Here is a 21,756-nt window from a genome sequence, read left to right on the forward strand (position 1 = left end):
GTTCGCCGGGGGCCGCCATAATCGGGGTCCGCACTCGATTCGGCCGTCGATTCCACGGGGCCGGGATCGGGCTCGGTCGAACGGGGGACTGTGCATGATCGATCCGTTGCTGCCCGGCGATCCTCGGGAGGTTGCCGGGTATCGGCTGCGGGGCAGGCTCGGCCAGGGCGGGATGGGCAGCGTCTACCTGTCGTACACGCGCGGTGGACAGCCCGTCGCGCTCAAGGTGGTTCGGCCCGAGCTGGCGCAGGATCCCGAGTTCCGCAGGCGGTTCGAGCGCGAAGTGCAGGCCGCTCGGCGGGTGTACGGGCCGTACACGGCGCCGGTGCTGGACAGCAACACCGACGGCCCGCTGCCGTGGCTGGCCGGTGCGTATGTCGCCGGGCCGGCGCTGTCGGAGGCCGTTCGGGTGCACGGACCGCTGCCCGTCGAGACGGTGCTGCTGCTGGTCGCCGGTGTGGCCGAGGCGCTCGCGTCGGTGCATGCGGCGGGCGTCGTCCATCGTGATCTCAAGCCGTCCAACGTGCTGCTGGCCGCGGACGGGCCGCGCGTCATCGACTTCGGCATCGCTCGCGCGGCGGACACCACCGCGCTCACCGGTACCGATGTCGTGGTCGGCACACCGGCGTTCATGTCGCCGGAACAGGTGCTGGGCAAGCCGGTCGGCTTTCCCAGCGACGTGTTCTCGCTCGCGCTGGTCGGCCACTACGCCGCGACCGGCGACCATCCCTTCGGGCAGGGCCACGCACAGGCCCTGATGTATCGGATCGTCAGTGAGGCACCGGAGTTGGGCGCGTGCCCGGAGCCGCTGCGCAGCCTGCTAGGCGCGTGTCTCGCCAAGGAGCCCGCCGACCGGCCCTCGCTCGCGGACGTGATCGAAGGTTGTCGGCGCGGCGCCGAGGTGAGCCCGCTCGTACGCGGAACGGGCTGGCTGCCGGCGGCGATCGCCCGGGACGCCGCCCGGCGCGAGGCGGCTCCGTCGACGGCGACCGGCGACCGGGAAGCGGACGAGGCCACGCCCGGCCCGCCGATCCCGCCGCCACCGATGCCGTCCGCCCCACCCGCCGTGTCCGCCCCACCCGCCGTGTCCGCCGCAGCGGCCCTGTCGCCCGCACCGCCCCCGTCGCCCCCGCCGACACCCCTGCGACCACCGATCGTGGGCATGGCGACGCCGCCGCCCCTGCTCCCGCCCCGGGCCGCAGCCCCGGCCTTCCCGCCGGCGAAGCCCGTACCCGGCGGTGCGACGCGCCGACGACCGTGGGCCCGCATCGCGGTGGCCGCCGTGGCCGCCGTCGTGGTGATCGTCGCGGGAGTGTTCGTCGTCCCCTCCCTGATCGATGGGGACGGCGACGGCGGCGGGACCGGCAACACCGGGTCCGGCCACGGCGGTGGTGACGGTTCCACACCGACCCGGTCGAAGGTCCCTCTGGTGATCGGTGCGCCGGTGGTGCCTCCGCTCTCCTACCTCGACGACGGGATCTGCAACGGGGGCTTCGCCACGTACGTCGACCTGGAGAACCTGGCCGTCAGGCTCGGGCAGAAGGACGTCCCGGACGGCGAGGTGCCGCCGCTGGTCACGCTCAAGTACATGGCGTGTCACCAGGATTCACGCGGCGACGACCACGGCCCCGTGACGGCCGAGCTGCGGTTCCTGGACACCGGAGCCGTCGCGGGTCTCGTCGGCAAGCCGGATGCGACCGTAGAGGAGTGCCGCAACGCCGCCCGGGTCGCGTCCCTGCCGAGTTCGGTGCCGCTCACCGCGCTCAATTCGAGCCTCGTGGGGCGCGATACGGGGTTGTGCATCGAGACGAGTCGCAAGACCGTGGTGCTGGTGTGGGTGACCGACGTCCGGGAGGCCCCGGGCAGCGGGGGATTGCGGACGTTCTCCGTCGTCGCCACCCAGTGGAAGGCGGGATCCGGCACGGGGTCCTGATCGACGGGTCCGCAGTGCCCGCGGAAGCCGGAGCGACCGGCTTCCGAACCCCGGTCGAGCGCGGCTCCTGCGTCCTTGTCCACCGATCGGTGGACGGCGGGTTCCATCGGTCGAGCCTGTCCGGGCCCCGGGCCCGAAGACCAGGATTTCGGGCATGACGAAACTTCCTGTTCGGATGGCCCGGTGGAGCGCCGGACACCCCTGGCGAGCCATCGCCGGCTGGGTTCTCTTTGTCGCGTTGTGCCTCGGCGGCGGCATCGCCGTCGGGACCAACGCGGCCACGGCCGACGACTTCCGGGTCGGCGAGGCCGGCCGCGGCGAGGCGATGGCCACCGAGGGCGGACTGCAACAGCGCCCGGTGGAGCGGGTGTTGATTACCGCGCAGGCCGGGGTGGGCCGCCTGGACGCGGCCGCCGCGGACGCCGCGGCCGGCGAGATCGTGGACCGCATGCGGAAGTTGCCCGAGGTGCTGACCGTGGCCGCGCCGGTGCGCTCGGCGGACGGTACGGCCGTCCGGGTGGACGTCACCATGAAGGGTGCCGAGCTGGACGGGAAGAACCACGTCGACCCGCTGCTGGCGCAGACCGCGAAGGTGCAGGCCGGCCATCCCGGGTTGCGGATCGCGGAGAGCGGTGGTCCCTCGATCAGCAAGGACGTCCAGGGCCAGCGTGGCGAGGACCTCTCGCGTACCGAACTGATCGCCCTGCCGATCACCCTGCTCACGCTGTTGATCGTGTTCCGCTCGGCGGCGATGGCCACCGTGCCGCTGCTGCTGGCAATGTCCGCGATCGCGGCGGCCATCGGGCTGTCGATGCTCGCCTCGCACGTGATCCCGGACGCCGGGGTCGGCACCAACGTCATCCTGCTGATCGGCCTGGCGGTCGGCGTCGACTACGCGCTCTTCTACCTCAAGCGCGAACGCGAGGAACGGGCCCGATCCGGTGGCCGGCTCGACACCCGGGCCCTGGTGGAACTGGCCGCGGCCACCTCCGGACACGCCGTCGTGGTGTCCGGGCTCGCCGTCGCCGCCTCCAGCGCCACCCTCTACCTCGCGGACGACGTCATCTTCTCCTCGATCGCCACCGGCGCGATCCTGGTCAGCCTGGTCGCGGTGCTCGGCTCGCTGACCGTGTTGCCCGCGCTGCTGGTCAAGCTCGGCGTCCGGGCAGAGCGCCGCGCGGTCCGCCGGGCCGAACGGGCGGCCCGCCGCGGCGAGACGCCGGCCGCGAAGCCGCAGCGCACCGGCGCCGGTCGGCTCACCACGGCCGTATTGCGAATCACCAGCCGGCGTCCCGCCGCCACCCTCGCCGTCGCCGTGCTCGCCATGCTGGCCCTGACCGCCCCGCTGGCGAACCTGAAGCTGACCGACATCGGCCGGGAGACCTACTCCCGCGACCTGCCCGCGATGGAGACCTGGCATCGGCAGAACCAGGCGTTCCCGGAGCTGAAGTCGATGCACCAGATCGTGGTCCGGGCCGAGGCGGGTCGCGCTGACGAGGTGGCCGGTGCGCTGCGCGAGTTGGAGGGGCGCGCGCACGGCGACCCGGATCTGGCCGGCATCGCGGAGCTGCGTACCTCCCCCGACCACCGGATCACCATGCTGGAGCTGCGGGTACCGCACTTCGTCAGCGCCGCCGCGGCGCAGGACTCGCTCGACCGGGTCCGCGAGGACTACGTGCCGGCCACCGTGGCCGGGCTGCCCGGCGTCGACGTCGCGGTGACCGGCGACGTCGCCCGGTACGCGGACTATCCCGAGCACCAGAAGGGCAAGCTGCCGCTGATCATCACGACGCTGCTCCTGGTGACCTTCGTGATCACCGTGTTCGCGTTCGGTTCCGTGGTCCTGGGGCTGGTCGGCGTGGTGTTGAACCTGCTCTCGGCCGGTGCCGCGCTCGGACTGCTGGTCGTGGTCTTCCAGGGGACCTGGGCCGAGGGGCTGCTCGCCTTCGACTCGACCGGCTCGATCGGCTCGCGCGTGCCGCTGTTCCTGTTCGTGATCCTGTTCGGGTTGTCGATGGACTACCAGGTGTTCGTGATCAGTCGGATCCGCGAGGCCGCGCTGCGCGGGGTGCCGACCAGGCAGGCGGTACTCGACGGGATCGGCAGTTCGGCCGGCGTGGTGACCAGCGCCGCGTTCGTGATGGTCACCGTGTTCGCCAGCTTCATCGGGCTGCACCTGATCGAGATGAAGCAGTTCGGCTTCAGCCTCGCGGTGGCCGTACTCCTGGACGCCTTCGTGATCCGGATCATGATCCTGCCCGCCGTGATGCTGCTGCTGGGCGAGCGCAGCTGGTGGCCGTCGATCGGGATGCGTCGGACCCGGGAGCAAACCCCCGCCGCCGTTGTCCACCCGGCCGCAAAAGTAGGCTGATCCGCATGTCCGAACGGCCGCAGTTCATCCACCGGTTCCGGGCGTGGACGCCACACCGCTGGTACATCCTGTTCTGGGTGCTGCTGGGCCTGGCCCCGATGGTCGTCGCCGGTAAGGACGACCCCGCGGCGAGCAGGTACTGGTCGATGGGGCTGCCGGTCGTGCTCGGCCTGTGCTACCTGATCACCCGGGTGTTTCCCGGCAATCCGGTGCTGCGGCCGAACGCCTTCCCGGGCGTGCTGATCGTCGGCCTGGGTGCGATGGCCTACACCCGCGACGGCGGTGCCACGGTGTACGCGGCGAGCCTGCCGCACTTCTGGTTCTCGACCAGGGACCCCGGGTCCGCGATCGTGTTCGGCGGGCTCGCCGCCGTCGCCACCGTGCTCGGCGGCGTCGCCCCGCAGGGCTGGAGCCCGGATCTGCTCACCGGCAACACCCTCGCGACCGTGATCGTCTACGCGGTGAGTGTGCCGATCGGGCTGTCGGTACATCGGTTCGTCGAGCAGAGCGGTGAGCGTGAGCGCGTCCTGGGCAGCGAACTGGCCAGTGCCCAGGAGCGGTTGGCCGAGGCCAATCAACGCCGGGGCGCGGCGGAGGAGCGGGAACGGCTGGCCCGGGAGATCCACGACACGCTCGCCCAGGGATTCGCGTCCATCATCGTGCTGGCAGAGGCGGCGCGTTCGGGCATCGCGACCGACCCCGCGACCAGTGGTCGGCAGTTGCTCTCGATCGAGCAGACCGCCCGGGAGAACCTGGCCGAGGCCCGGGTGCTGGTCGGCTCGGCGCCGCAGAGCGGAGTGGTTCCCGGCTCGGTCGCCCGGGCCCTGCGTCGCACGCTGGACCGGTTCGTCGAGGACACCGGGATCACCGTGGAGGCGGAACTGCCCGACGTCGAGTGCGACCAGCAGACCCGAATCGCGCTGCTGCGCTGTACCCAGGAGTCGCTGGCGAATGTGCGCAAGCACGCGAGCGCCGGCACGGTCGGTGTCGTGCTCGCCCGGTACGCCCACGGCGTCGAATTGGAGATCACCGACGACGGTCGGGGGTTCGTGGTTGACGAGGCCCGCGGCTTCGGTCTCGACGGCATGCGCAGGCGACTGGCCGAACTCGGCGGCGAGTTCACCGTCACCAGCTCGGTCGGTGACGGGACCCGGATCCTGGCGATGATTCCCACCGACGGTCAGGAGTGAACGACATGACACAGGACACGCTGCGGGTCGTCGTGGTGGACGACCACTCGGTGATGCGGGCCGGAGTGGTCGCGCTGCTGGCCTCGGAGGCCGGCATCGAGATCGTCGGCGAGGCGGGCGACGGGCTCGCCGCCGTCGAGCTGGTCGAGCGGTTGGAGCCCGATGTGGCGCTGATCGACCTGCGGATGCCGGTCCTGGACGGGGTGGCCGCCACCGCCCGGATCGTCGGCCTCGGCGGCCGCACCCGGGTGTTGATCGTGACCACCTACGACACCGACGTCGAGATCGAGCGCGCGGTCGAGGCCGGTGCCATCGGCTACCTGCTCAAGGACACCACCCGCGAGCAACTCGTCGAGGCCATTCGCTCGGCGGCCCGGGGCCAGACCGTGCTGGCCCCGAGGGTGGCCGAACGGCTGGTCGCCCGGATGCGCCGGCCCACCCCGGTGGTGTTGACCACACGCGAGGTGCAGGTGCTGGACGCGGTGGCCGACGGGCTCTCCAACGCGGACATCGGCAAGCGCCTGGTGATCGCCGAGGCGACGGTGAAGACGCATCTGCTGCGGGTCTTCGCCAAGCTCGACGTCAGCGACCGCACGCACGCGGTGGTCACGGCGATCGAGAGCGGGTTGCTGCCGCGGTCCAAGGACGGCGTCCGCGACTGAGGCCGGGCGGGCGGGCGGCCGAGGCCGTGCCGGGTCGCGGGATCCTTGGGGCCGGGTGGCCGAGCCCGACAGCGCCCGAGCCCGACAGCGCCCGAGCCGGACAGCGCCCGAGCCCGACAGCGCCCGAGCCGGACAGGGCCCGAGGGACAGAGCCCGAGCCGGACAGGGCCCGAGTCCGACAGTGCCCGGGCGCGCCGCGATGGATCCGGCGACCCCCGACGCCCCCGGCGGGCCTCGATCCGCGCCGGGGCACGCATTCGCCCGTACCGGGCCCGCTCGACCCCGGAAGAGCGCTCCTATATATAGGGGATGCGCCCGGCGCGACTTTCGGCGCGCGGAATCCGCTTTCCCGCTGCCACTCGTCGTGATATCGGGCGCGCTTTCCCGGCGCCCGTGCTTCCGGAAGGTCGCGTTCCGCGTCGGGATCCCTCGAAAGGGGTGGGAATAGGTCCCCGCACGGGTGAAAGTGGCGCGGGTCACAGTTCCCGATGTGGCCCGGATCGCATTCGGCATACTTTTCCGGCCGGTGGTGGCGTGCTCTCGCAGCGTGAATACACGCAGGCCGGGAAGGGTCCGCCCGGCCATGGCCGGCCCGATATACCCGGCGCCTGTGCGGACCGCCATCGGCGGAATTGTGATGCCGCTCACGCGGAGCGCGTAAGCCGGACATAAAGGCATTTAAGGCTCACGAGAAATGCGGCTTTTGCCCCGCGCGGCCGCGTGATCACTCGATCGCCTTCGGTGATCATTCGACAACGAGTCACGTATCAACTGCGCTGCGTGTATGACGGGAGGTCAAAAGGGGCAAAAGGTTCCCTGGTTTGGACTCCGGTAAACGCGAAACCGGGCCGGAAGGCCACCGTTCGGGGCTCGGCAGGCATTTCTAATACCTATCCTGACCTGCGTAAATGCCCGAGCGGGTTGATAAGGGCCGGATAACCTGTTTATGGTCCTGGCGATGTGCAAATCGCACCTCCTGGGTTCCCGCCGGCACGGCATGGCGGAACTCGCGGTCTGGGAGGGCCGCGGGGTTGCGGCATCGGACATCACGTCTTGGACGTGACCGTTCGGTTCCGGGCGGGGGTGATCCGCAAGGATCGCGCCGGTCCATCCGCCCCAGGGGAATTCCGAGAGGAATGTATGTCTCTCCGCAACGCTTTCGGTCGCACCAACACGCACCGCGGCATGGGTCGTACCCAGCGCCGCCTGCGCACCGCGACCATTGTCGGCGTCGTCGCCGCCACCCCGCTCGTCGGGCTCGCGACCGCGACCTCGGCCGGCGCTGCCACGACTTCGACGTGGGACAAGGTCGCCCAGTGCGAGAGCGGCGGCAACTGGTCCATCAACACCGGCAACGGCTTCTACGGCGGTCTGCAGTTCACGCAGAGCACGTGGCGCGCCAACGGCGGTACCGGCAGCCCGCAGAACGCCTCGAAGGCCGAGCAGATCCGGGTCGCCGAGAACGTGCTCAAGTCCCAGGGCCCGGGCGCCTGGCCGGTGTGCTCGGTCAAGGCCGGCCTGACCCGCGGTGGCGGCAGCCCGTCCACGGACTCCGGTAGCACCGCCCCGAAGAAGGCGACTCCGAAGAAGGAGTCGACCCCCAAGAGCAGCACCCCCAAGAAGGTCGCCGTCGCGCCCAAGAGCGAGACGCCGAAGAAGGCCGCTCCGGCGAGCAAGCCGGCCGCGGCTCCGGTCGCCGAGACCACCTCGACCACCTCGACCACCTCGACCACGGGCAACTACGTGGTCAAGGCCGGTGACACGCTCAGCGGCATCGCCGCGGCGAACAACGTCGGCGGTGGCTGGCAGGCGCTGTACGCGAAGAACCAGGGTGTGGTCGGTACCAACCCCGACCTGATCCTCCCGGGCCAGCAGCTGGTCCTGCGCTAGAACTCCCCGGGGCCGGTCCGGTCCCGAGTGTTCGGCGCGCGCCGTGTGGTGCCCGCGACGCGGTGCACGGCGTCGAGTGAGTGATGTGCGCAACAAGCAGTGCGCGGGGCGGGTCCCGCGCGTTCGGTCGGGGGCGGCCGTATCTCCTGTGTGAACACCGGGAGATGCGGTCGCCTTCGGCCGTTTCACCCGTTTTGGTCGGCGTGGTGCGTCTGTGAGCACCGCGATGACGGCAGTACCACGACGCGCCGTGGAGGGGACGGGGCGTCGCGAGGGGTCCCACGGGCCGCTCGACCGGCCCGGGTGGCACCGTCAGGTGCGGCCCGGGCCGCGCTGCGTCGCGGCCGCCTCGGCGGCGCACAGCGACTCCAGGCGGCGGGCGATCGAGGCCGCGCGCTCGATCAGCAACCGGGCACGTTCGTGCTCGACCTCGCTCCACTCGCCGGGGTCGGCGCGAGGTACGCCCGGATGATGACCGTTGTTGCCCATAACCGCTTGGTTCCCACCGGATGGGGGCGATCATTCACGATGTGACGGCCCATCACCCGTGATGCCGATCACGTCGGTTCCCCGGTCGCCGGCCACATCTCTGCGGCAGGTGGTCGATTCGGGCCACACTGACGACCATGACGACTCTGATCGCCGGGGCCAATGTCCCGGTTCCCGCGGGCCCGCTCACCCTGGTGATCCGCCGCGCGGCGGACGCACCGATCGCGGACGCCTCGGCGCTGCTGCTCGGATCGCAGGGCAAGGTGCGCTCGGACGAGGACTTCGTGTTCTACAACCAGCCGGCCGCGGCCGACGGCGCGGTGCGCCACATCGGCCCGACGGCCGGCGGCGAGGCGGTCGTGGTGGACCCCGCCGGGTTGCCCGCCGACGTGGATCGGGTGGTGCTGGCCGCGTCGGTGCACGAGGGTACGTTCGCCCGGGTGGGCGGCCTCGCGCTGGCGGTCCTGGACGCCTCGGGCGCGGCCGTTGCGACGTTCCCGGTCGAGGCCGCGGGCAGCGAGACGGTGATGGTGCTCGGCGAGTTGTATCGGCGCCAGGGCGGCTGGAAGTTGCGGGCGATCGGACAGGGTTACGACACCGGGCTGGCCGGACTCGCGAGCGACTACGGCGTGGACGTCGGCGAGGAGGACGAGGCATCCGCCGAGGCCGACGCCGGGGCCGGGGCGGACGCCGCCCGGCCGGCCGGGACGCTGCCGGTCGCGCCGGTGGGCGCGACGCCCGGGTGGGCACCGCCGCCGTACAGCGACGAGCCGACCATGCGGCTGCCCGCGCCCTCGGAGGACCCGCAACTGGCCGGGCTGCCGCCGGAGGTGGGCGCGCGGATCTCGCTGCGCAAGGAGGCGGTGCGGATCACGCTGGAGAAGAAGGGCCTGCGCGAGGTGCGCGCCCGGGTGGCGATCGTGCTGGATCGCTCCGGCTCGATGCGGGAGTTGTACGGAAACGGCGCGGTGGGGCGCCTGGTCGAGCGGATGGCGCCGATCGCGGCCCGGCTCGACGACGACGGCGAGTTGGACGCGTGGATCTTCGCCGACGAGTTCGCGCCGCTGGACCCGGTTCGGATCCCCGAACTGCCGCGCTGGATCGCGGACAACGTGTACATCGACGGACGCAACAACCGCCCGCAGTCGCCGCCGCTGCCGAACGGCGGGCAGCGCGTACCCGACCACCTGGCCGGCGTGTTCGGCGGAAACAACGAACCGGCGGTGATCGAGGACATCATCGCGCGCTACCGGCGCGAGCCGGGCGCGCCGGTGCTGGTGCTGTTCTACTCGGACGGCGGGGTCAACCGCAGCAAGCAGATCCAGCGGCTGCTGACCGATGCGGCCGGACTGCCGATCTTCTGGCAGTTCGTCGGTCTGGGCCGGTCGAACTACGGGATCCTGGAGCGCATCGACACGATGCCCGGCCGACTGGTGGACAACGCCGGGTTCTTCCAGGTCGACGACATCGACCGGATCTCCGACGTCGAGCTGTACGAGCGGATCCTGGCCGAGTTCCCGCAATGGTTGACCGCCGCGCGGGCGGCGGGCATCGTGCGCTGACCCGGCGCCCGCGCGGTCGGGGTCGGCGGCCCGCCCGAGGCCGAGGGCGAGGTGGCGACGGCGGTCTTATCCGGCCCGCTCCCGGCCATCCGATACGCCTACCCGACGCCGCCGTCCGCCGTGGGCCGACCCCGGCCGCCGCGGAAGGCGGCGCGGTAGTCCCTGGGGGCGACGCCGACATGGCGGGTGAAGTGTTGGCGCAGGGTCAGCGGCGAGCCGAAGCCGCACCGACGGGCGATGGCGGCGATCGAGAGGTCGCCGATCTCCAGGAGGCGCTGCGCGGCCAGAACGCGTTGGGTGGACAACCACCGGAGCGGTGAGGTGCCGGTACTGCGGGCGAAGTGGCGGGCGAAGCTGCGCTCGGACATACCGGCGAGGGCGGCCAGTTCGGCGACGGTCCAGGGGTGGCGCAGGTCGTCGAGGACGTGGCCGCGCAGCCGGCCGAGGGCGTCGTCCTGGTCCGTGGGCGAGACCGGCACCGGGTTGCTGATGAACTGGGCCTGTCCGCCGGAGCGGAAGGGCGCGGTCACCATCGTGCGGGCGATCTCGGTCGCGGCGGCGGCGCCGTGGTCGAGCCGGACCAGATGCAGACACAGGTCGATGCCGGCCGCCGAGCCGGCCGAGGTCCAGATCGAACCGTCGCCGACGAACAGCACGTTGGCGTCCACGGTGACCTGCGGGTAGCGGGCGGCCAGGTCCGCGGCGTCCAGCCAGTGGGCCGTCGCCCGGCGCCCGTCCAGCAGACCCGCGGCGGCGAGCACGAAGGCGCCCGAGCACAACGACGCGATCGTGGCACCCCGCCGGTGGGCGGACCGCAGGGCTTCGAGCACGTCGTCGGGGAACACGTCCCGGCGCGGCTCGGTCCGGTGTTCGTTGCCCGGGACGACCACGAGATCGCACGCGTCGAGGCCGTCCAGGTCGTGGTCGGGGAAGCAGACCACGCCGGCTCCCAGTTCCACACCGACGCGCCGGGGTCCGCACACGCGCACCTCGAACGCGGGTACACCCCGGTCCGTGCGATCGACTCCCCAGATCTCGAAGGCCACCGCGTATTCGAACACCCGTACCGGGTCGAACAGGAGAATCCCCACACGACGCATGGCGGCAACCTATCCCCGGACCACGTCGGTGCCGGCCGCGACCCGGTCCGCGATCCGCCGGATTCGGACCGGGCCGTGCGCGGCACGAGGCCCGGGAGCGGGTCGTCCTCGTTCCCGACCGTCCCTGCCGGCGGAGCCCGTACCTGCCGCTGCCCGCGCCCATCGGCCCCGTGACCGATGGGATCGAGCGACCGGATCGGCGCACCTCGCGCACATCCCGGGAAGAGCCTTGGGGGTCGGGATGTGCGCGGGGCTTCCGGCGCGCCTTCGATCCTGCTCGCCGACATCGGGTCGCCGTGAGTGGCGGAAACGCCAACCATGAATGGATTCCTGCCAAGGCGCCGCACCAGGATTCCTGTGCGATGCCGTGCCGAGGATGTGCATAAGTTATCCACAGGCTGTGGAAACTTTTGGGGGCTGCTGGGGATTCCTGTGGACAATGCGGGTCCCATGGTGGGCCGAGCCGGCCTCACCACCTTGGTGACACGCCGTCAGACCCCCTTGCGGGCGGGCACCTCGTCCGGGTCGAGGCGGCGCATGTCGGCGAAGCCGTCACCCGTGGAATAGCTGTCCTCGCACACCACGAGCGCGTCCGCGTCGAAGCCCCACACGATCGCCATCCGCGTCTCGTACAGGTAGAACGCGTCCACGTCCGGTACCGACCGACCCATTCCGGCCAGGATCCGACCCGGATAGGCGATCCGCAGCAACCCCTCGGTCACCACGCTGTCCTGATCCACCGTCAGCCGATCGATGTGGTGCGCGAGTCGGCCGCAGTCGTTCTCGACCACGGCACGATAGAACTCGCGGACCTCGGCGTGACTCTTGGGGGCCCGATCCACCGGGGACGCCCCCCACTGGTGGTAGACCGCCTGCGGCGACACGGTGGCCATCAGCGCGTCCAGGTCGCCCTCGTGCTCGGCGCGCATGTGCGCGACCAGCGTGGTCAGGATCGCGTGCCGGCGCGGATCGGTCTCCGCGGCCAGGCGCTTCTCGGCGAGTTCCCACGTGCGTCGCGCGTCGATGAGCCCGGTCATGTGTGCACCCTCCGCCGATCGTCGCATCGCTCGACACCTTGCACGGAAGTAGTTGACTGTGCAATACAAATCTCCACACGTGTCGCACCGGCGCACCCACCCCAGGCATGCCGGCGGGGTTCCCCCGGCGCGGCGCACCGTGTTCCGAACGACGAGGTGGCAACGGATGAGCGACGCAGGCGCAGTACGGGACGCGAACGCGATGTTCGACCTGAGCGGTCGGGTGGCGATCGTGACCGGCGGCAGCCGGGGAATCGGCCGGGCGATCGCACACGCCTATGCGGCGGCGGGCGCCTCGGTGGTGATCGCGAGTCGCAAGGCGGACGCGTGCGAGGCGGTGGCGAAGGAGATCACCGAAGCCGGCGGTCGGGCACTCGCGGTGCCCACCCACTGCGGCGACCTCGACCGACTGGCCGCCCTGGTCGACGCGACCGTCGCCCACTTCGGCGGTATCGACATCGTGGTCAACAACGCGGCGAACGAACTCGCCCAACCCGTGGGCGAGATCACCGCCCAGGCGTGGGACAAGTCGTTCGCGGTGAACCTGCGCGGGCCGGTGTTCCTGGTGCAATACGCGCTGCCGCACCTGATCGCGTCCGGGCGGGCGTCGGTGCTGAACGTGGTCAGCGCGGCGGTGTTCACCCGGGCCGAGGGGAAGGGCCTGTACGCCGCGGGCAAGGCCGGACTGGTCGCCTTCACCCGCACGATGGCGGGCGAACTCGCCGAGCACGGCATCCGGGTCAACGCGATGGCCCCGGGTGCGGTGGAGACCGACATGGTCCGCAAGACCGGTCCCGAGGCGATGGCCCGGATGAAGGGTGCCGCGCCGCTGAAGCGGATCGCCGCGCCGGAGGAGATGACCGGCCTGGCGCTGCTGCTCGCGTCCGACGCGGGCAGCTTCATGACCGGACAGATCGTCAGCATCGACGGCGGGCTGACCGTGCACTGAGCCGAGCACCCGAACCGGACACGACCTATGCCGGGTCCGGCGGTGTGGCGCCGATCACCGGGACCAGCGAGTCCGGGAGCGGGTAGACCCGTTCGACCGGGACCGCCTCGGCCGCGGCGGCCGGGTCGCCGGCGCGGACCAGGTCGTGCACCCGATGCGCGAGCGCGGTCACGTCGGTGATCCGCCGCGTCCACTCGTCGGCGTAGGCGCGCGTCGCCCATCCGGCCAGCCCGAGCTGCAACGAGCGGTGCGCCAACGGCCGCAGGTTCAGGTCGCGTTCGGGGTCCCACTGGATCCGCACCGTGGTCGCGTGCAGCCGCCGGCCCCAGGCGTCGCGATCCGGATACGTGGGGTGCTCGTAATGGCTCAGGCATGCCCCGGCGAGCGCCGCCTCGAAGCCCTCGCGGCTGATCTCCAGGGCCAGCACCCGCTCCTGCCGCGGCTTGGTCGCCCAGCCGCAGCGGTACATCATCCAGGTGAAGCTCGGCTTGACCCAGGTCATCCGCTCCCGGCTCCAGGTGTCCGGAAATCGCTGGTCGCGGACGGCCGCGTCGGCGATCTGCGGCTTGTACGCCTGGTACACCGTGATGGTGTCGTCGGTGTACGCGGCGCGGATCCGGCGGTTCGGTATTTCCATGCCCGCAGTGTGTCGGCCGCCGCCCGGCCCGGACCACCCGTTTTCGGCGATCCGTACGAGGCGTCGGAGAACGGGTCGAAGGGTGTGACCCCGGCTTCCAAAAAATGCTTGATATTGACAAGCGATCCCGAGTCGGAGAGATTCGATGTTGCCGGGCGACACGCGTTCCCGGTCCATATCGATGTGCAGCGCGGGGCAGACCCGACCGCGACCCTTCCGTGCCCGGCGGGCGTCGACCCGCGTCGCGACCCACGCGATCCACGCACGTGAAGGAGCAGCGACGTGCATCTCGCCCCGACCCCAGCGCAGGACGCTCTACGGGCAGAGCTGCGGGACTATTTCACCCGCCTGATCACCCCCGAGGTCCGGGCGGAACTCGACCGCGAGGGCGAGGCCGGCGGCCCCACCACCCGACGGGTACGCCGGCAACTGGGCTCCGACGGCTGGCTCGGCATCGGGTGGCCGACCGAATACGGCGGCCAGGGCAAGGGCCCGGAGATGCAGTTCATTTTTTTCGACGAGGCGTACCGCGCCGGCGCGCCCGTCTCCATGGTCACCTTGAACACCGTCGGCCCGACCCTGATGAAGTTCGGCACCGAGGCGCAGAAGAGCTTCTACCTGCCGAAAATCCTCACGGGCGAGATCATCTTCGCGATCGGCTACAGCGAGCCCTCGGCCGGCACCGACCTGGCGTCGCTGCGCACCCGCGCGGTGCGCGAGGGCGACGAGTGGGTGATCAACGGGCAGAAGATCTTCACCTCGACCGCCCAGGGCGCCGACTGGATCTGGCTCGCCTGCCGCACCGACGTGGACGCGCCCAAGCACAAGGGCATCACGATGATCCTGGTGCCGACCAGCGACCCGGGCTTCTCCTGGACCCCGATCGTCACCGTCGGCGGGATGACCACGACGGCCACGTACTACGACAACATCCGGGTGCCCTACGACAACCTGGTGTTCGAGGAGAACTCGGGCTGGAAGCTGCTCACCAACCAGCTCAACCACGAGCGGGTCGCGCTCGCGGCGCTGGGCATGCAGGCCGAGGACTTCTTCGCCGAGGTCCTGGAATGGGCCCGCGAGACCGAGATCGAGCCGGGCGTCAAGGTGGTCGACCAGCCCTGGGTCCAGCTGAAGTTCGCCGAGACCTACGCACGCCTGTCCGCCGTGCGGATGTTCAGCTGGCGGCTCGTGCACGACGTCGGCAACAACACGCTCAACGCGGGTGACGCGTCCGGCGTGAAGTTCTTCGGCACCGAGGGTGCCATCGAGGTGTATCGCAACCTGATGGAGATCGTCGGCCCGGATGCGACGCTGCGACCGAAGTCGCCCGGCGCGTTCAGCGACGGCCTCCTGGAGGCGATGAACCGCCGCGCGCAGATCAACACCTTCGGCGGCGGCGTCAGCGAGGTCCAGCGGGAGATCGTCGCCATGGTTCGCCTTGGCATGACCCGAGTGAAGCGGTGAAGGACGACATGACCGACCCCATCAGCCAGGACAAGGCCGCCTTCCTCGCGGTCGTCAAGAAGTACGAGGGCATGCACGACGTCTCCGGCGTGCTCGCGCTCGACCCGGTCAACGGGCCGATGATCCGGCACTGGGCCGAGGCCATGGGCGACACCAACCCGGTGTACACCGACCCGGAGGCCGCGGCCCGGACCCACTTCGGCGAGGTGGTCGCGCCCGCGCCCATGCTCCAGGTGTGGATCATGCGCGGCATGCAAGGCGGCGCTCCGGCGAACTCGGCGACCGGCGAGTTGTACAAGCACTTCACCGACAACGGCTTCGGCTCGGTGGTCGCCACCAACTGCGAGCAGGAGTACATGCGCCCGCTGCGGCTGGGCGAGCTGGTGCAGTACGACCAGTTGATCGAGACCGTGTCCGAGGAGAAGACCACCGGCCTGGGCACCGGCCACTTCATCACCACGCTGACCAACATCTACGTCACGGGCGAGAGCGGCCGCGAGCTGGTCGGCACGCATCGCTTCCGGATCCTGCGCTACACCCCACACAAGAAGAAGAAGGCCGAGGCCGCGCCGCCCGCCGAGCGGCCGCTGCGCCCGCGCAAGGTGGTCAACAAGGACAACCAGGCGTTCTGGGACGGTGTGGCCGCCGGGAAGCTGCTGTTCCAGAGGTGTCTGGACTGCGCCACCCCGCGCTTCCCGTTCGCCCCGGGCTGCAACAAGTGCGCGTCGCTCGAATGGGAGACCGTCGAGTCCACCGGCAAGGGCGTCGTGTACTCGCACGTCACCATGCACTACCCGAAGTTCCCGGCGTTCGACATGCCGTACGCGGTCGGCCTGATCGAGCTGGAGGAGGGTGTGCGGATGCTCGGCAACGTGCTGGGCGTCCCGCACGACGAGGTCCGCATCGGGATGCCGGTCGAGCTGGAATTCGTCACCCACGACCCCGAGCTGACCGTGCCCGCGTTCCGAGCGGTTGGGGAGAACTGATGGACTTCAACCTCACCGAGGACCAGCGGGAGCTGTCCTCGCTGGCCGAGCGGATCTTCGCCGACCAGTCCACCGACGAGCGGCTGAAGAAGCTCGCCCAGTCCGACGCGGACCTGGACGCCGAGCTGTGGGGCAAGGTCGCCGAAGCCGGTCTGGTCGGCGCGTTGATCGAGGAGCGGCACGGCGGCGGCGACCTGGGCCTGGTGGGCCTGGCACTGCTGCTGGAGCAGCAGGGTCGGTTCACCGCGCAGATCCCGCTGCTCGACACGGTCGTGTACGGGCTGCTGCCGCTGCTGCGCTTCGGTTCGGACGAGCTGATCGAGGCCGAACTGCCCGCGCTCGTGGACGGTTCGCGGATCGTGGCAGGTGCGCTCGCCGAGGTCGGGGCGGGGCTGCCCGCCGTACCGAAGGTGACCGCCCGGCGAGACGGGGCCGGCTATCGCCTGGACGGCGACAAGCGCGCGGTGGCCTGGCTCACCGTCGCGCACCGCGTCCTGGTCACCGCCTCGCTCGACGGCGCGCTCGCGGTGTTCACCGTGGACGCCGGCGCCGCCGGAGTGGCGATCGAGGCCGCGCCGACCACCGCGCCGTGGGCCTCGGGCAACCTGCGGCTGACCGACGCACCGGCCCGGCTGGTCGGTGACACCGGGGCCGGCCCCGCGGTCGCCGCCTGGATCGTCGACCGCGCGCGCGTCGCACTGGCCGCGCAGCAGGTGGGCGTGTGCGCACGCGGCCTGGCCCGCACGGTCGAACACGTGAACGCCCGCGAGCAGTTCGGCAAGCCGCTGTCCACCAAGCAGGGCGTGATGTTGCGCGCCGCCGAGGCGTACATGGACACCGAGGCCATCCGGGTCACCACGCTGGAGGCCGCGTGGCGCATGGACCAGGGCGAGCAGGCCACTGAACAGGCCCTGGTCGCCCGCTGGTTCGCCTCCGAGGCGGGCAAGCGTGTGGTGCACGCGTGCCAGCACCTGCACGGCGGCACCGGCTCCGACATCGACCACCCGATCCACCGCCACTTCCTGTGGGGCCGTCAGATCGACGTGACCCTGGGCAGCGGCATCCAACAGCTTGCCGCGCTCGGCAGCCTGCTCGCCCACGCGCCCGCCCAGGGAGGCAACCGATGACCACCGAGGATCTCGTGAGCCGGACCCACGCGGAGGTGTCCGTCGGCGACGAACTGCCGCCGCTGGCCATCCCGCTGACTCGCACGCTGATCGTGGCGACCGCGCTGGCGACCCGCGACTTCCAGGACGTGCACCACGATCCGCAGCTCGCCGCGGACAAGGGCTCGCCGGACATCTTCATGAACATCCTGACCAGCAACGGCCTGGTCGGCCGCTACATCACCGACTGGGCGGGCCCCGAGACCGAGCTGCGCAAGGTCGCGATCCGGCTCGGCGCCCCGAACTACCCCGGCGACACCATGACCCTGACCGGCACGGTGACCGCCAAGACCACCGCCGAGGACGGCACCCCGCTCGTGGAGATCGCCGTCGTCGGAGCCAACAAGCTCGGCAACCACGTCACCGGCACGGTCACGGTGAAGCTGCCGGAAGGAGCCGAAGCGTGAGCCTCAAGCACGCCGACAACCTGCGCGGCAAGGCCGCCATCGCCGGGATCGGCGCGACCGAGTTCTCCAAGGATTCCGGTCGCAGCGAACTGCGCCTGGCCGTCGAGGCGGTGGGCGCGGCCCTGGACGACGCCGGGATCGCGCCGTCCGAGGTGGACGGCCTGGTCAGCTTCACGATGGACACCAACCCCGAGATCGCGGTCGCCGCCGCGGCCGGGATCGGCGACCTGACCTTCTTCAGCCGGATCCACTACGGCGGCGGCGCGGCCTGCGCCACCGTCGCGCAGGCCGCGATGGCCGTCGCGAGTGGGGTGGCCGACGTGGTGGTCTGCTACCGCGCGTTCAACGAGCGCTCCGGCCGCCGGTTCGGCTCCGGCGTGCTCCAGCGCGATCCCACCGTCGAGGGTGTGGGCCTGGGCTGGAACATGCCGCACGGGCTGCTCACGCCGGCCTCGTGGGTGGCCATGTTCGCGCAGCGCTACCTGCACGTGTACGGCGCGACCACCGAGGCGTTCGGCCACGTCGCGGTCGCCGACCGCAAGCACGCGGCGAACAACCCGAAGGCCTACTTCCACGGCAAGCCGATCACGCTGGAGGACCACCGGAACTCGCGCTGGATCGTCGAGCCGATGCGGCTGCTCGACTGCTGCCAGGAGACCGACGGCGCTCAGGCGATCGTGGTGGTGAGCGCCGAACGGGCCAAGGACCTGAAGCAGAAGCCCGCGATCATCAACGCGGCGGCGCAAGGCGCGGGTCGCCTCCAGGACCAGATGACCAGCTTCTACCGGGACGAGATGACCGGTCTGGCCGAGATGGGCGTGGTCGCCAAGCAGCTGTGGCAGACCTCGGGACTGACTCCCGACGACATCCAGACCGCGGTGCTCTACGACCACTTCACCCCGTTCGTGCTGATGCAGCTGGAGGAGTTCGGCTTCTGCGGGCGCGGCGAGGCGCCGGCGTTCGTCGCGAACGGCGGTCTGGAACTGGGCGGCAAGCTGCCCACGAACACGCACGGCGGCCAACTGGGCGAGGCGTACCTGCACGGGATGAACGGCATCGCCGAGGGCGTGCGGCAGATCCGCGGCAGCTCGGTCAACCAGGTCGAGAACGTGCACAACGTGCTGGTGACGGCCGGCACCGGGGTGCCGACGTCGGGGCTGGTGCTGGGCGTCGAGTAGGCGGGGCCGGTGCCGGTGTCGAAGGGGTGAGGCTCGCCCCGACGGGGGTGTGGACACCCCGCCCCGGTGCGCTCGTTGGGCCGCTCGGGTGACGCGTCGGCGCGTCGCCCGAGCGGTCCGCAGGTCGGGCCGGACGCGGTGCGCAGCGTGGTGGGAGGCCCGTTGCCACCACGTCAGGAGATCTCGTGCGTCCGCTGACCACTCGTCGGATCGCCTCGACCGTGTTGCTCACCGCCGTGCTCGGCCTGCTGCCGGCCGGGCTCGCCGAAGGTGCCGGGGCACGTCCGGAACGATCCAGGAGCGTGAACGCGCCGGGCTTCGACACGTGCGAGACACCCACCGTGGAGACCATGCAGGCCTGGCGGGACTCGCCGTACAAGGTGGTAGGGGTCTACGTCGCGGGCGACAACCGTGCCTGCAAGAGCACCCGGCTGACCTTCGACTGGGTCAAGGCCGTACACCGCCAGGGCTGGGACTTCCTGCCCATCCAGGTGGGCCTGCAGGCACCCTGCTCGCAGTCCGGCAAGCCGGGCCGGATCGACCCGGCGCGGGCGGCGGAGCAGGGCATCGCCGAGGCGAACGACGCGGTGGACCGCAGCGCCACGCTCGGCTTCCGGCCGGGCAGCGCGGTCTGGTACGACATGGAGGCGTACGACAACACCGACGCCGGGTGCCGGGCCGCCGTGCTGGACTTCGTGTCCGCGTGGTCCGACCGGGTCCGCGAACGCGGCTACGTGGCGGGTTATTACAGCAGCCTCAGCTCCGGCATCGCCGACCTGATCGACGCGGTCGGCAAGCGTTCGGTCCCGGACGCGGTCTGGTACGCCCGCTGGGACGGTCACGCGGCCACCACCGGCGACGGCGCGCTGCCCGACGGGTACTGGCGCGGCCGGCGGGTGCACCAGTACACCGGCAACGTCTCGGAGACCCACGGCGGACAGCGGATCGTCATCGACCGCAACGCGGTCGACGGGCCGGTCGGGGTGCTCTGACCGCGGCGGCGCCACGCCCGGGGACCGGCATGATCCGCCGGTCGGACCGGATGCGGCCCGACCGGCGACGTCCGGCCCGGCTCAGCCCCGGTCGAGCTCGCTGACCTCCAGCTCGCCCTCCGCGTACTGACGCCGGATCACCTTCTTGTCGAACTTGCCCACGCTGGTCTTGGGCACGGCGGTGATCAGGCTCCACCGCTCGGGCACCTGCCAGCGGGCCACCCGACCCGCGAGGTAGTCGCGCAGTTGCTCGACCGTGGTCGTGGCCCCTTCGCGCAGCACGATCGTGGCCAGCGGGCGCTCGCCCCACTTGTCGTCGGGCACGCCCACCACGGCGGCCTCGACCACGTCCTGGTGGCCCATCAGGGTGTTCTCCAACTCGACCGACGAGATCCACTCGCCGCCCGACTTGATCACGTCCTTGGCCCGGTCGGTCAGCCGCAGGAAGCCGTCGGGGGTGATCGTGCCGACGTCGCCGGTACACAACCAGCCGTCCTGGAACCGGCCGCCGCCACTGGCGTCCACCGAGCCCTCGTCGCCGATGTACGCGCCCGCGATCCACGGCCCGCGCACCAGCAGTTCGCCGACCGACTCGCCGTCGAGCGGGACGTCGGCACCGTCCGGGCCGACCAGCCGGGCCTGCACCGAGGCGGGCAGGCGCCCCTGCGAGATCCGGTACGCGAACGCCTCGTCACCGGTCGGCCCGGCCGGCGGGCGGGCCACCGAACCCAGCGGCGAGGTCTCGGTCATCCCCCACGCGTGCACGATCCGCACCCCGTGCCGCTCCTCGAACGCCTGCATCAGGCCGGGTGGGCAGGCCGAGCCGCCCACCACGACCTCCTTGAGCGAGGACACGTCGGTCTTGTGCACGTCGAGGTAGTCCAGCAGCCCGCTCCAGATGGTCGGCACCGCGGCGCCGAACGTCGGCTTCTCCGCGGCGATCATCGCGGCCAGCGGCTCCGACTGGAGGAACCGGTCGGGCATCAGGATCGAGGCGCCGCACATCATCGCCGCGTACGGCAGACCCCACGCGTTCACGTGGAACATCGGCACCACCGCCAGCACCATGTCCGCGGTGCCCAGGCCGAAGGCCTCCGCCGCGCACACCTGCATGCTGTGCAGATAGGTCGACCGGTGGCTGTAGACGACCCCCTTGGGGTTGCCCGTGGTGCCGGAGGTGTAACACATCGCGGCGCCCTGGCGCTCGTCGATGTCCTCGGCCCAGTCGAACTCGGTCGGCCGGCCGGCGAGCAGGTCGTCGTAGCGGTGGATCTGCTTGCCGGAATCGGCGAGCGGAGCCAGATCGGTGTCGGCGCCGGTGACCACGACGTGCCGGACGGTCTTCAGGTGGGTCAGCAGCGGGGCGGCGAGCGCGGCCAGCGAGCCGTCCAGGATCAGCACCCGGTCGTCCGCGTGGTTCGCGATGTAGATCAACTGCTCCGGGGGCAGTCGCAGGTTGAGCGTGTGCAGCACCGCACCCATCGACGGGATCGCCAGGTAGCACTCCAGGTGCTCCTGGTTGTTCCACAAGAACGTGGCGACCCGCTCGTCGCCGGTGATCCCGAGTTCGCGCAGACCGTGGGCGAGTTGTGCCGACCGGCGACCGACCTCCGCGTAGGTGGCCCGCCTGGGCGCGCCACCGGTCCAGGTCACCACCTCCGAAGCACCGTGCACCGTGGTTCCGTGTCGCATGATGCGAGCGATCGTCAAGGGCACGTCCTGCATCGTGCTCAGCACTGTGTG

Annotated in this window: 18 protein-coding genes; 13 read left to right on the forward strand and 5 right to left on the reverse strand. The window is 71.1% G+C overall.

What is annotated here, in order from left to right; translation table 11 throughout:
* Nucleotides 1-94: 94 nt before the first annotated feature.
* The 5 genes from ACZOOI_RS14675 to ACZOOI_RS14695 all read left to right on the forward strand — a co-directional run bounded on the left by ACZOOI_RS14675 (nt 95) and on the right by ACZOOI_RS14695 (nt 8,046).
* Nucleotides 95-1,933, forward strand: coding sequence for a serine/threonine-protein kinase (locus ACZOOI_RS14675; protein WP_465281053.1), 1,839 nt, complete (start codon nt 95-97; stop codon nt 1,931-1,933).
* Nucleotides 1,934-2,087: 154 nt separating this feature from the next.
* Entirely contained in the window at nt 2,088-4,304 is a 2,217-nt protein-coding gene (locus ACZOOI_RS14680) for an MMPL family transporter (RefSeq protein ID WP_465281054.1), read from the forward strand.
* A 5-nt stretch (nt 4,305-4,309) separates the two neighbouring features.
* The gene (locus tag ACZOOI_RS14685; protein WP_465281055.1) at nt 4,310-5,494 is read left to right on the forward strand and encodes a sensor histidine kinase; all 1,185 of its coding nucleotides are present in this window, start codon (nt 4,310-4,312) and stop codon (nt 5,492-5,494) included.
* Nucleotides 5,495-5,499: 5 nt separating this feature from the next.
* Nucleotides 5,500-6,156 (forward strand): response regulator, encoded by a 657-nt coding sequence (locus ACZOOI_RS14690; protein ID WP_465281056.1) that lies wholly within the window; start codon nt 5,500-5,502, stop codon nt 6,154-6,156.
* A 1,185-nt stretch (nt 6,157-7,341) separates the two neighbouring features.
* On the forward strand, nt 7,342-8,046 hold the full coding sequence (locus tag ACZOOI_RS14695) for a transglycosylase family protein (RefSeq protein WP_465281057.1): 705 nt from the start codon (nt 7,342-7,344) through the stop codon (nt 8,044-8,046).
* Nucleotides 8,047-8,358: 312 nt separating this feature from the next.
* Here ACZOOI_RS14695 and ACZOOI_RS14700 read toward each other — a convergent pair whose 3' ends face one another.
* Nucleotides 8,359-8,535 (reverse strand): hypothetical protein, encoded by a 177-nt coding sequence (locus ACZOOI_RS14700; RefSeq protein WP_465281058.1) that lies wholly within the window; start codon nt 8,533-8,535, stop codon nt 8,359-8,361.
* A gap of 137 nt (nt 8,536-8,672) precedes the next feature.
* Between ACZOOI_RS14700 and ACZOOI_RS14705 the strand changes: the two genes are divergently transcribed.
* On the forward strand, nt 8,673-10,097 hold the full coding sequence (locus tag ACZOOI_RS14705) for a VWA domain-containing protein (protein WP_465281059.1): 1,425 nt from the start codon (nt 8,673-8,675) through the stop codon (nt 10,095-10,097).
* Nucleotides 10,098-10,195: 98 nt separating this feature from the next.
* On the opposite strand, the gene ACZOOI_RS14710 is transcribed toward ACZOOI_RS14705, so the two are convergent.
* Together ACZOOI_RS14710 and ACZOOI_RS14715 are read right to left on the reverse strand one after the other, a co-directional pair.
* Nucleotides 10,196-11,197 (reverse strand): GlxA family transcriptional regulator, encoded by a 1,002-nt coding sequence (locus ACZOOI_RS14710; RefSeq protein ID WP_465281060.1) that lies wholly within the window; start codon nt 11,195-11,197, stop codon nt 10,196-10,198.
* Nucleotides 11,198-11,688: 491 nt separating this feature from the next.
* Nucleotides 11,689-12,234, reverse strand: a complete 546-nt coding sequence (locus ACZOOI_RS14715; protein WP_465281061.1) for a nuclear transport factor 2 family protein — start codon at nt 12,232-12,234, stop codon at nt 11,689-11,691.
* A 166-nt stretch (nt 12,235-12,400) separates the two neighbouring features.
* Between ACZOOI_RS14715 and ACZOOI_RS14720 the strand changes: the two genes are divergently transcribed.
* Complete coding sequence (locus ACZOOI_RS14720) at nt 12,401-13,183, forward strand: SDR family NAD(P)-dependent oxidoreductase (protein WP_391587358.1); 783 nt, start codon at nt 12,401-12,403, stop codon at nt 13,181-13,183.
* Nucleotides 13,184-13,208: 25 nt separating this feature from the next.
* On the opposite strand, the gene ACZOOI_RS14725 is transcribed toward ACZOOI_RS14720, so the two are convergent.
* Complete coding sequence (locus ACZOOI_RS14725) at nt 13,209-13,820, reverse strand: DUF4291 domain-containing protein (protein WP_465281062.1); 612 nt, start codon at nt 13,818-13,820, stop codon at nt 13,209-13,211.
* Between the two features lie 282 nt (nt 13,821-14,102).
* Between ACZOOI_RS14725 and ACZOOI_RS14730 the strand changes: the two genes are divergently transcribed.
* The 6 genes from ACZOOI_RS14730 (at nt 14,103) to ACZOOI_RS14755 (ending at nt 20,013) form a co-directional block, all read left to right on the forward strand.
* Nucleotides 14,103-15,284, forward strand: a complete 1,182-nt coding sequence (locus ACZOOI_RS14730; protein WP_465281063.1) for an acyl-CoA dehydrogenase family protein — start codon at nt 14,103-14,105, stop codon at nt 15,282-15,284.
* 8 nt (nt 15,285-15,292) lie between these two features.
* A complete protein-coding gene (locus ACZOOI_RS14735) occupies nt 15,293-16,270 on the forward strand; it encodes a bifunctional MaoC family dehydratase N-terminal/OB-fold nucleic acid binding domain-containing protein (protein WP_465281064.1) in 978 nt (325 codons plus the stop codon).
* Nucleotides 16,270-17,397: an acyl-CoA dehydrogenase family protein gene (locus tag ACZOOI_RS14740; RefSeq protein ID WP_465281065.1), complete on the forward strand. Its 1,128-nt coding sequence runs from the start codon at nt 16,270-16,272 to the stop codon at nt 17,395-17,397. Before ACZOOI_RS14735 ends, ACZOOI_RS14740 begins: the two co-directional genes overlap by 1 nt.
* The gene (locus tag ACZOOI_RS14745) at nt 17,394-17,843 is read left to right on the forward strand and encodes a MaoC family dehydratase (protein WP_391587363.1); all 450 of its coding nucleotides are present in this window, start codon (nt 17,394-17,396) and stop codon (nt 17,841-17,843) included. The genes ACZOOI_RS14740 and ACZOOI_RS14745 overlap by 4 nt, the downstream gene beginning before the upstream one ends.
* The gene (locus tag ACZOOI_RS14750) at nt 17,840-19,021 is read left to right on the forward strand and encodes a lipid-transfer protein (RefSeq protein WP_465281066.1); all 1,182 of its coding nucleotides are present in this window, start codon (nt 17,840-17,842) and stop codon (nt 19,019-19,021) included. The genes ACZOOI_RS14745 and ACZOOI_RS14750 overlap by 4 nt, the downstream gene beginning before the upstream one ends.
* A 185-nt stretch (nt 19,022-19,206) precedes the next feature.
* On the forward strand, nt 19,207-20,013 hold the full coding sequence (locus ACZOOI_RS14755) for a glycoside hydrolase domain-containing protein (protein ID WP_465281067.1): 807 nt from the start codon (nt 19,207-19,209) through the stop codon (nt 20,011-20,013).
* Nucleotides 20,014-20,094: 81 nt separating this feature from the next.
* Here ACZOOI_RS14755 and ACZOOI_RS14760 read toward each other — a convergent pair whose 3' ends face one another.
* Nucleotides 20,095-21,750: a long-chain fatty acid--CoA ligase gene (locus tag ACZOOI_RS14760; protein WP_465281068.1), complete on the reverse strand. Its 1,656-nt coding sequence runs from the start codon at nt 21,748-21,750 to the stop codon at nt 20,095-20,097.
* Nucleotides 21,751-21,756: the final 6 nt, after the last annotated feature.

The organism is Embleya sp. L77 (assembly GCF_055557415.1).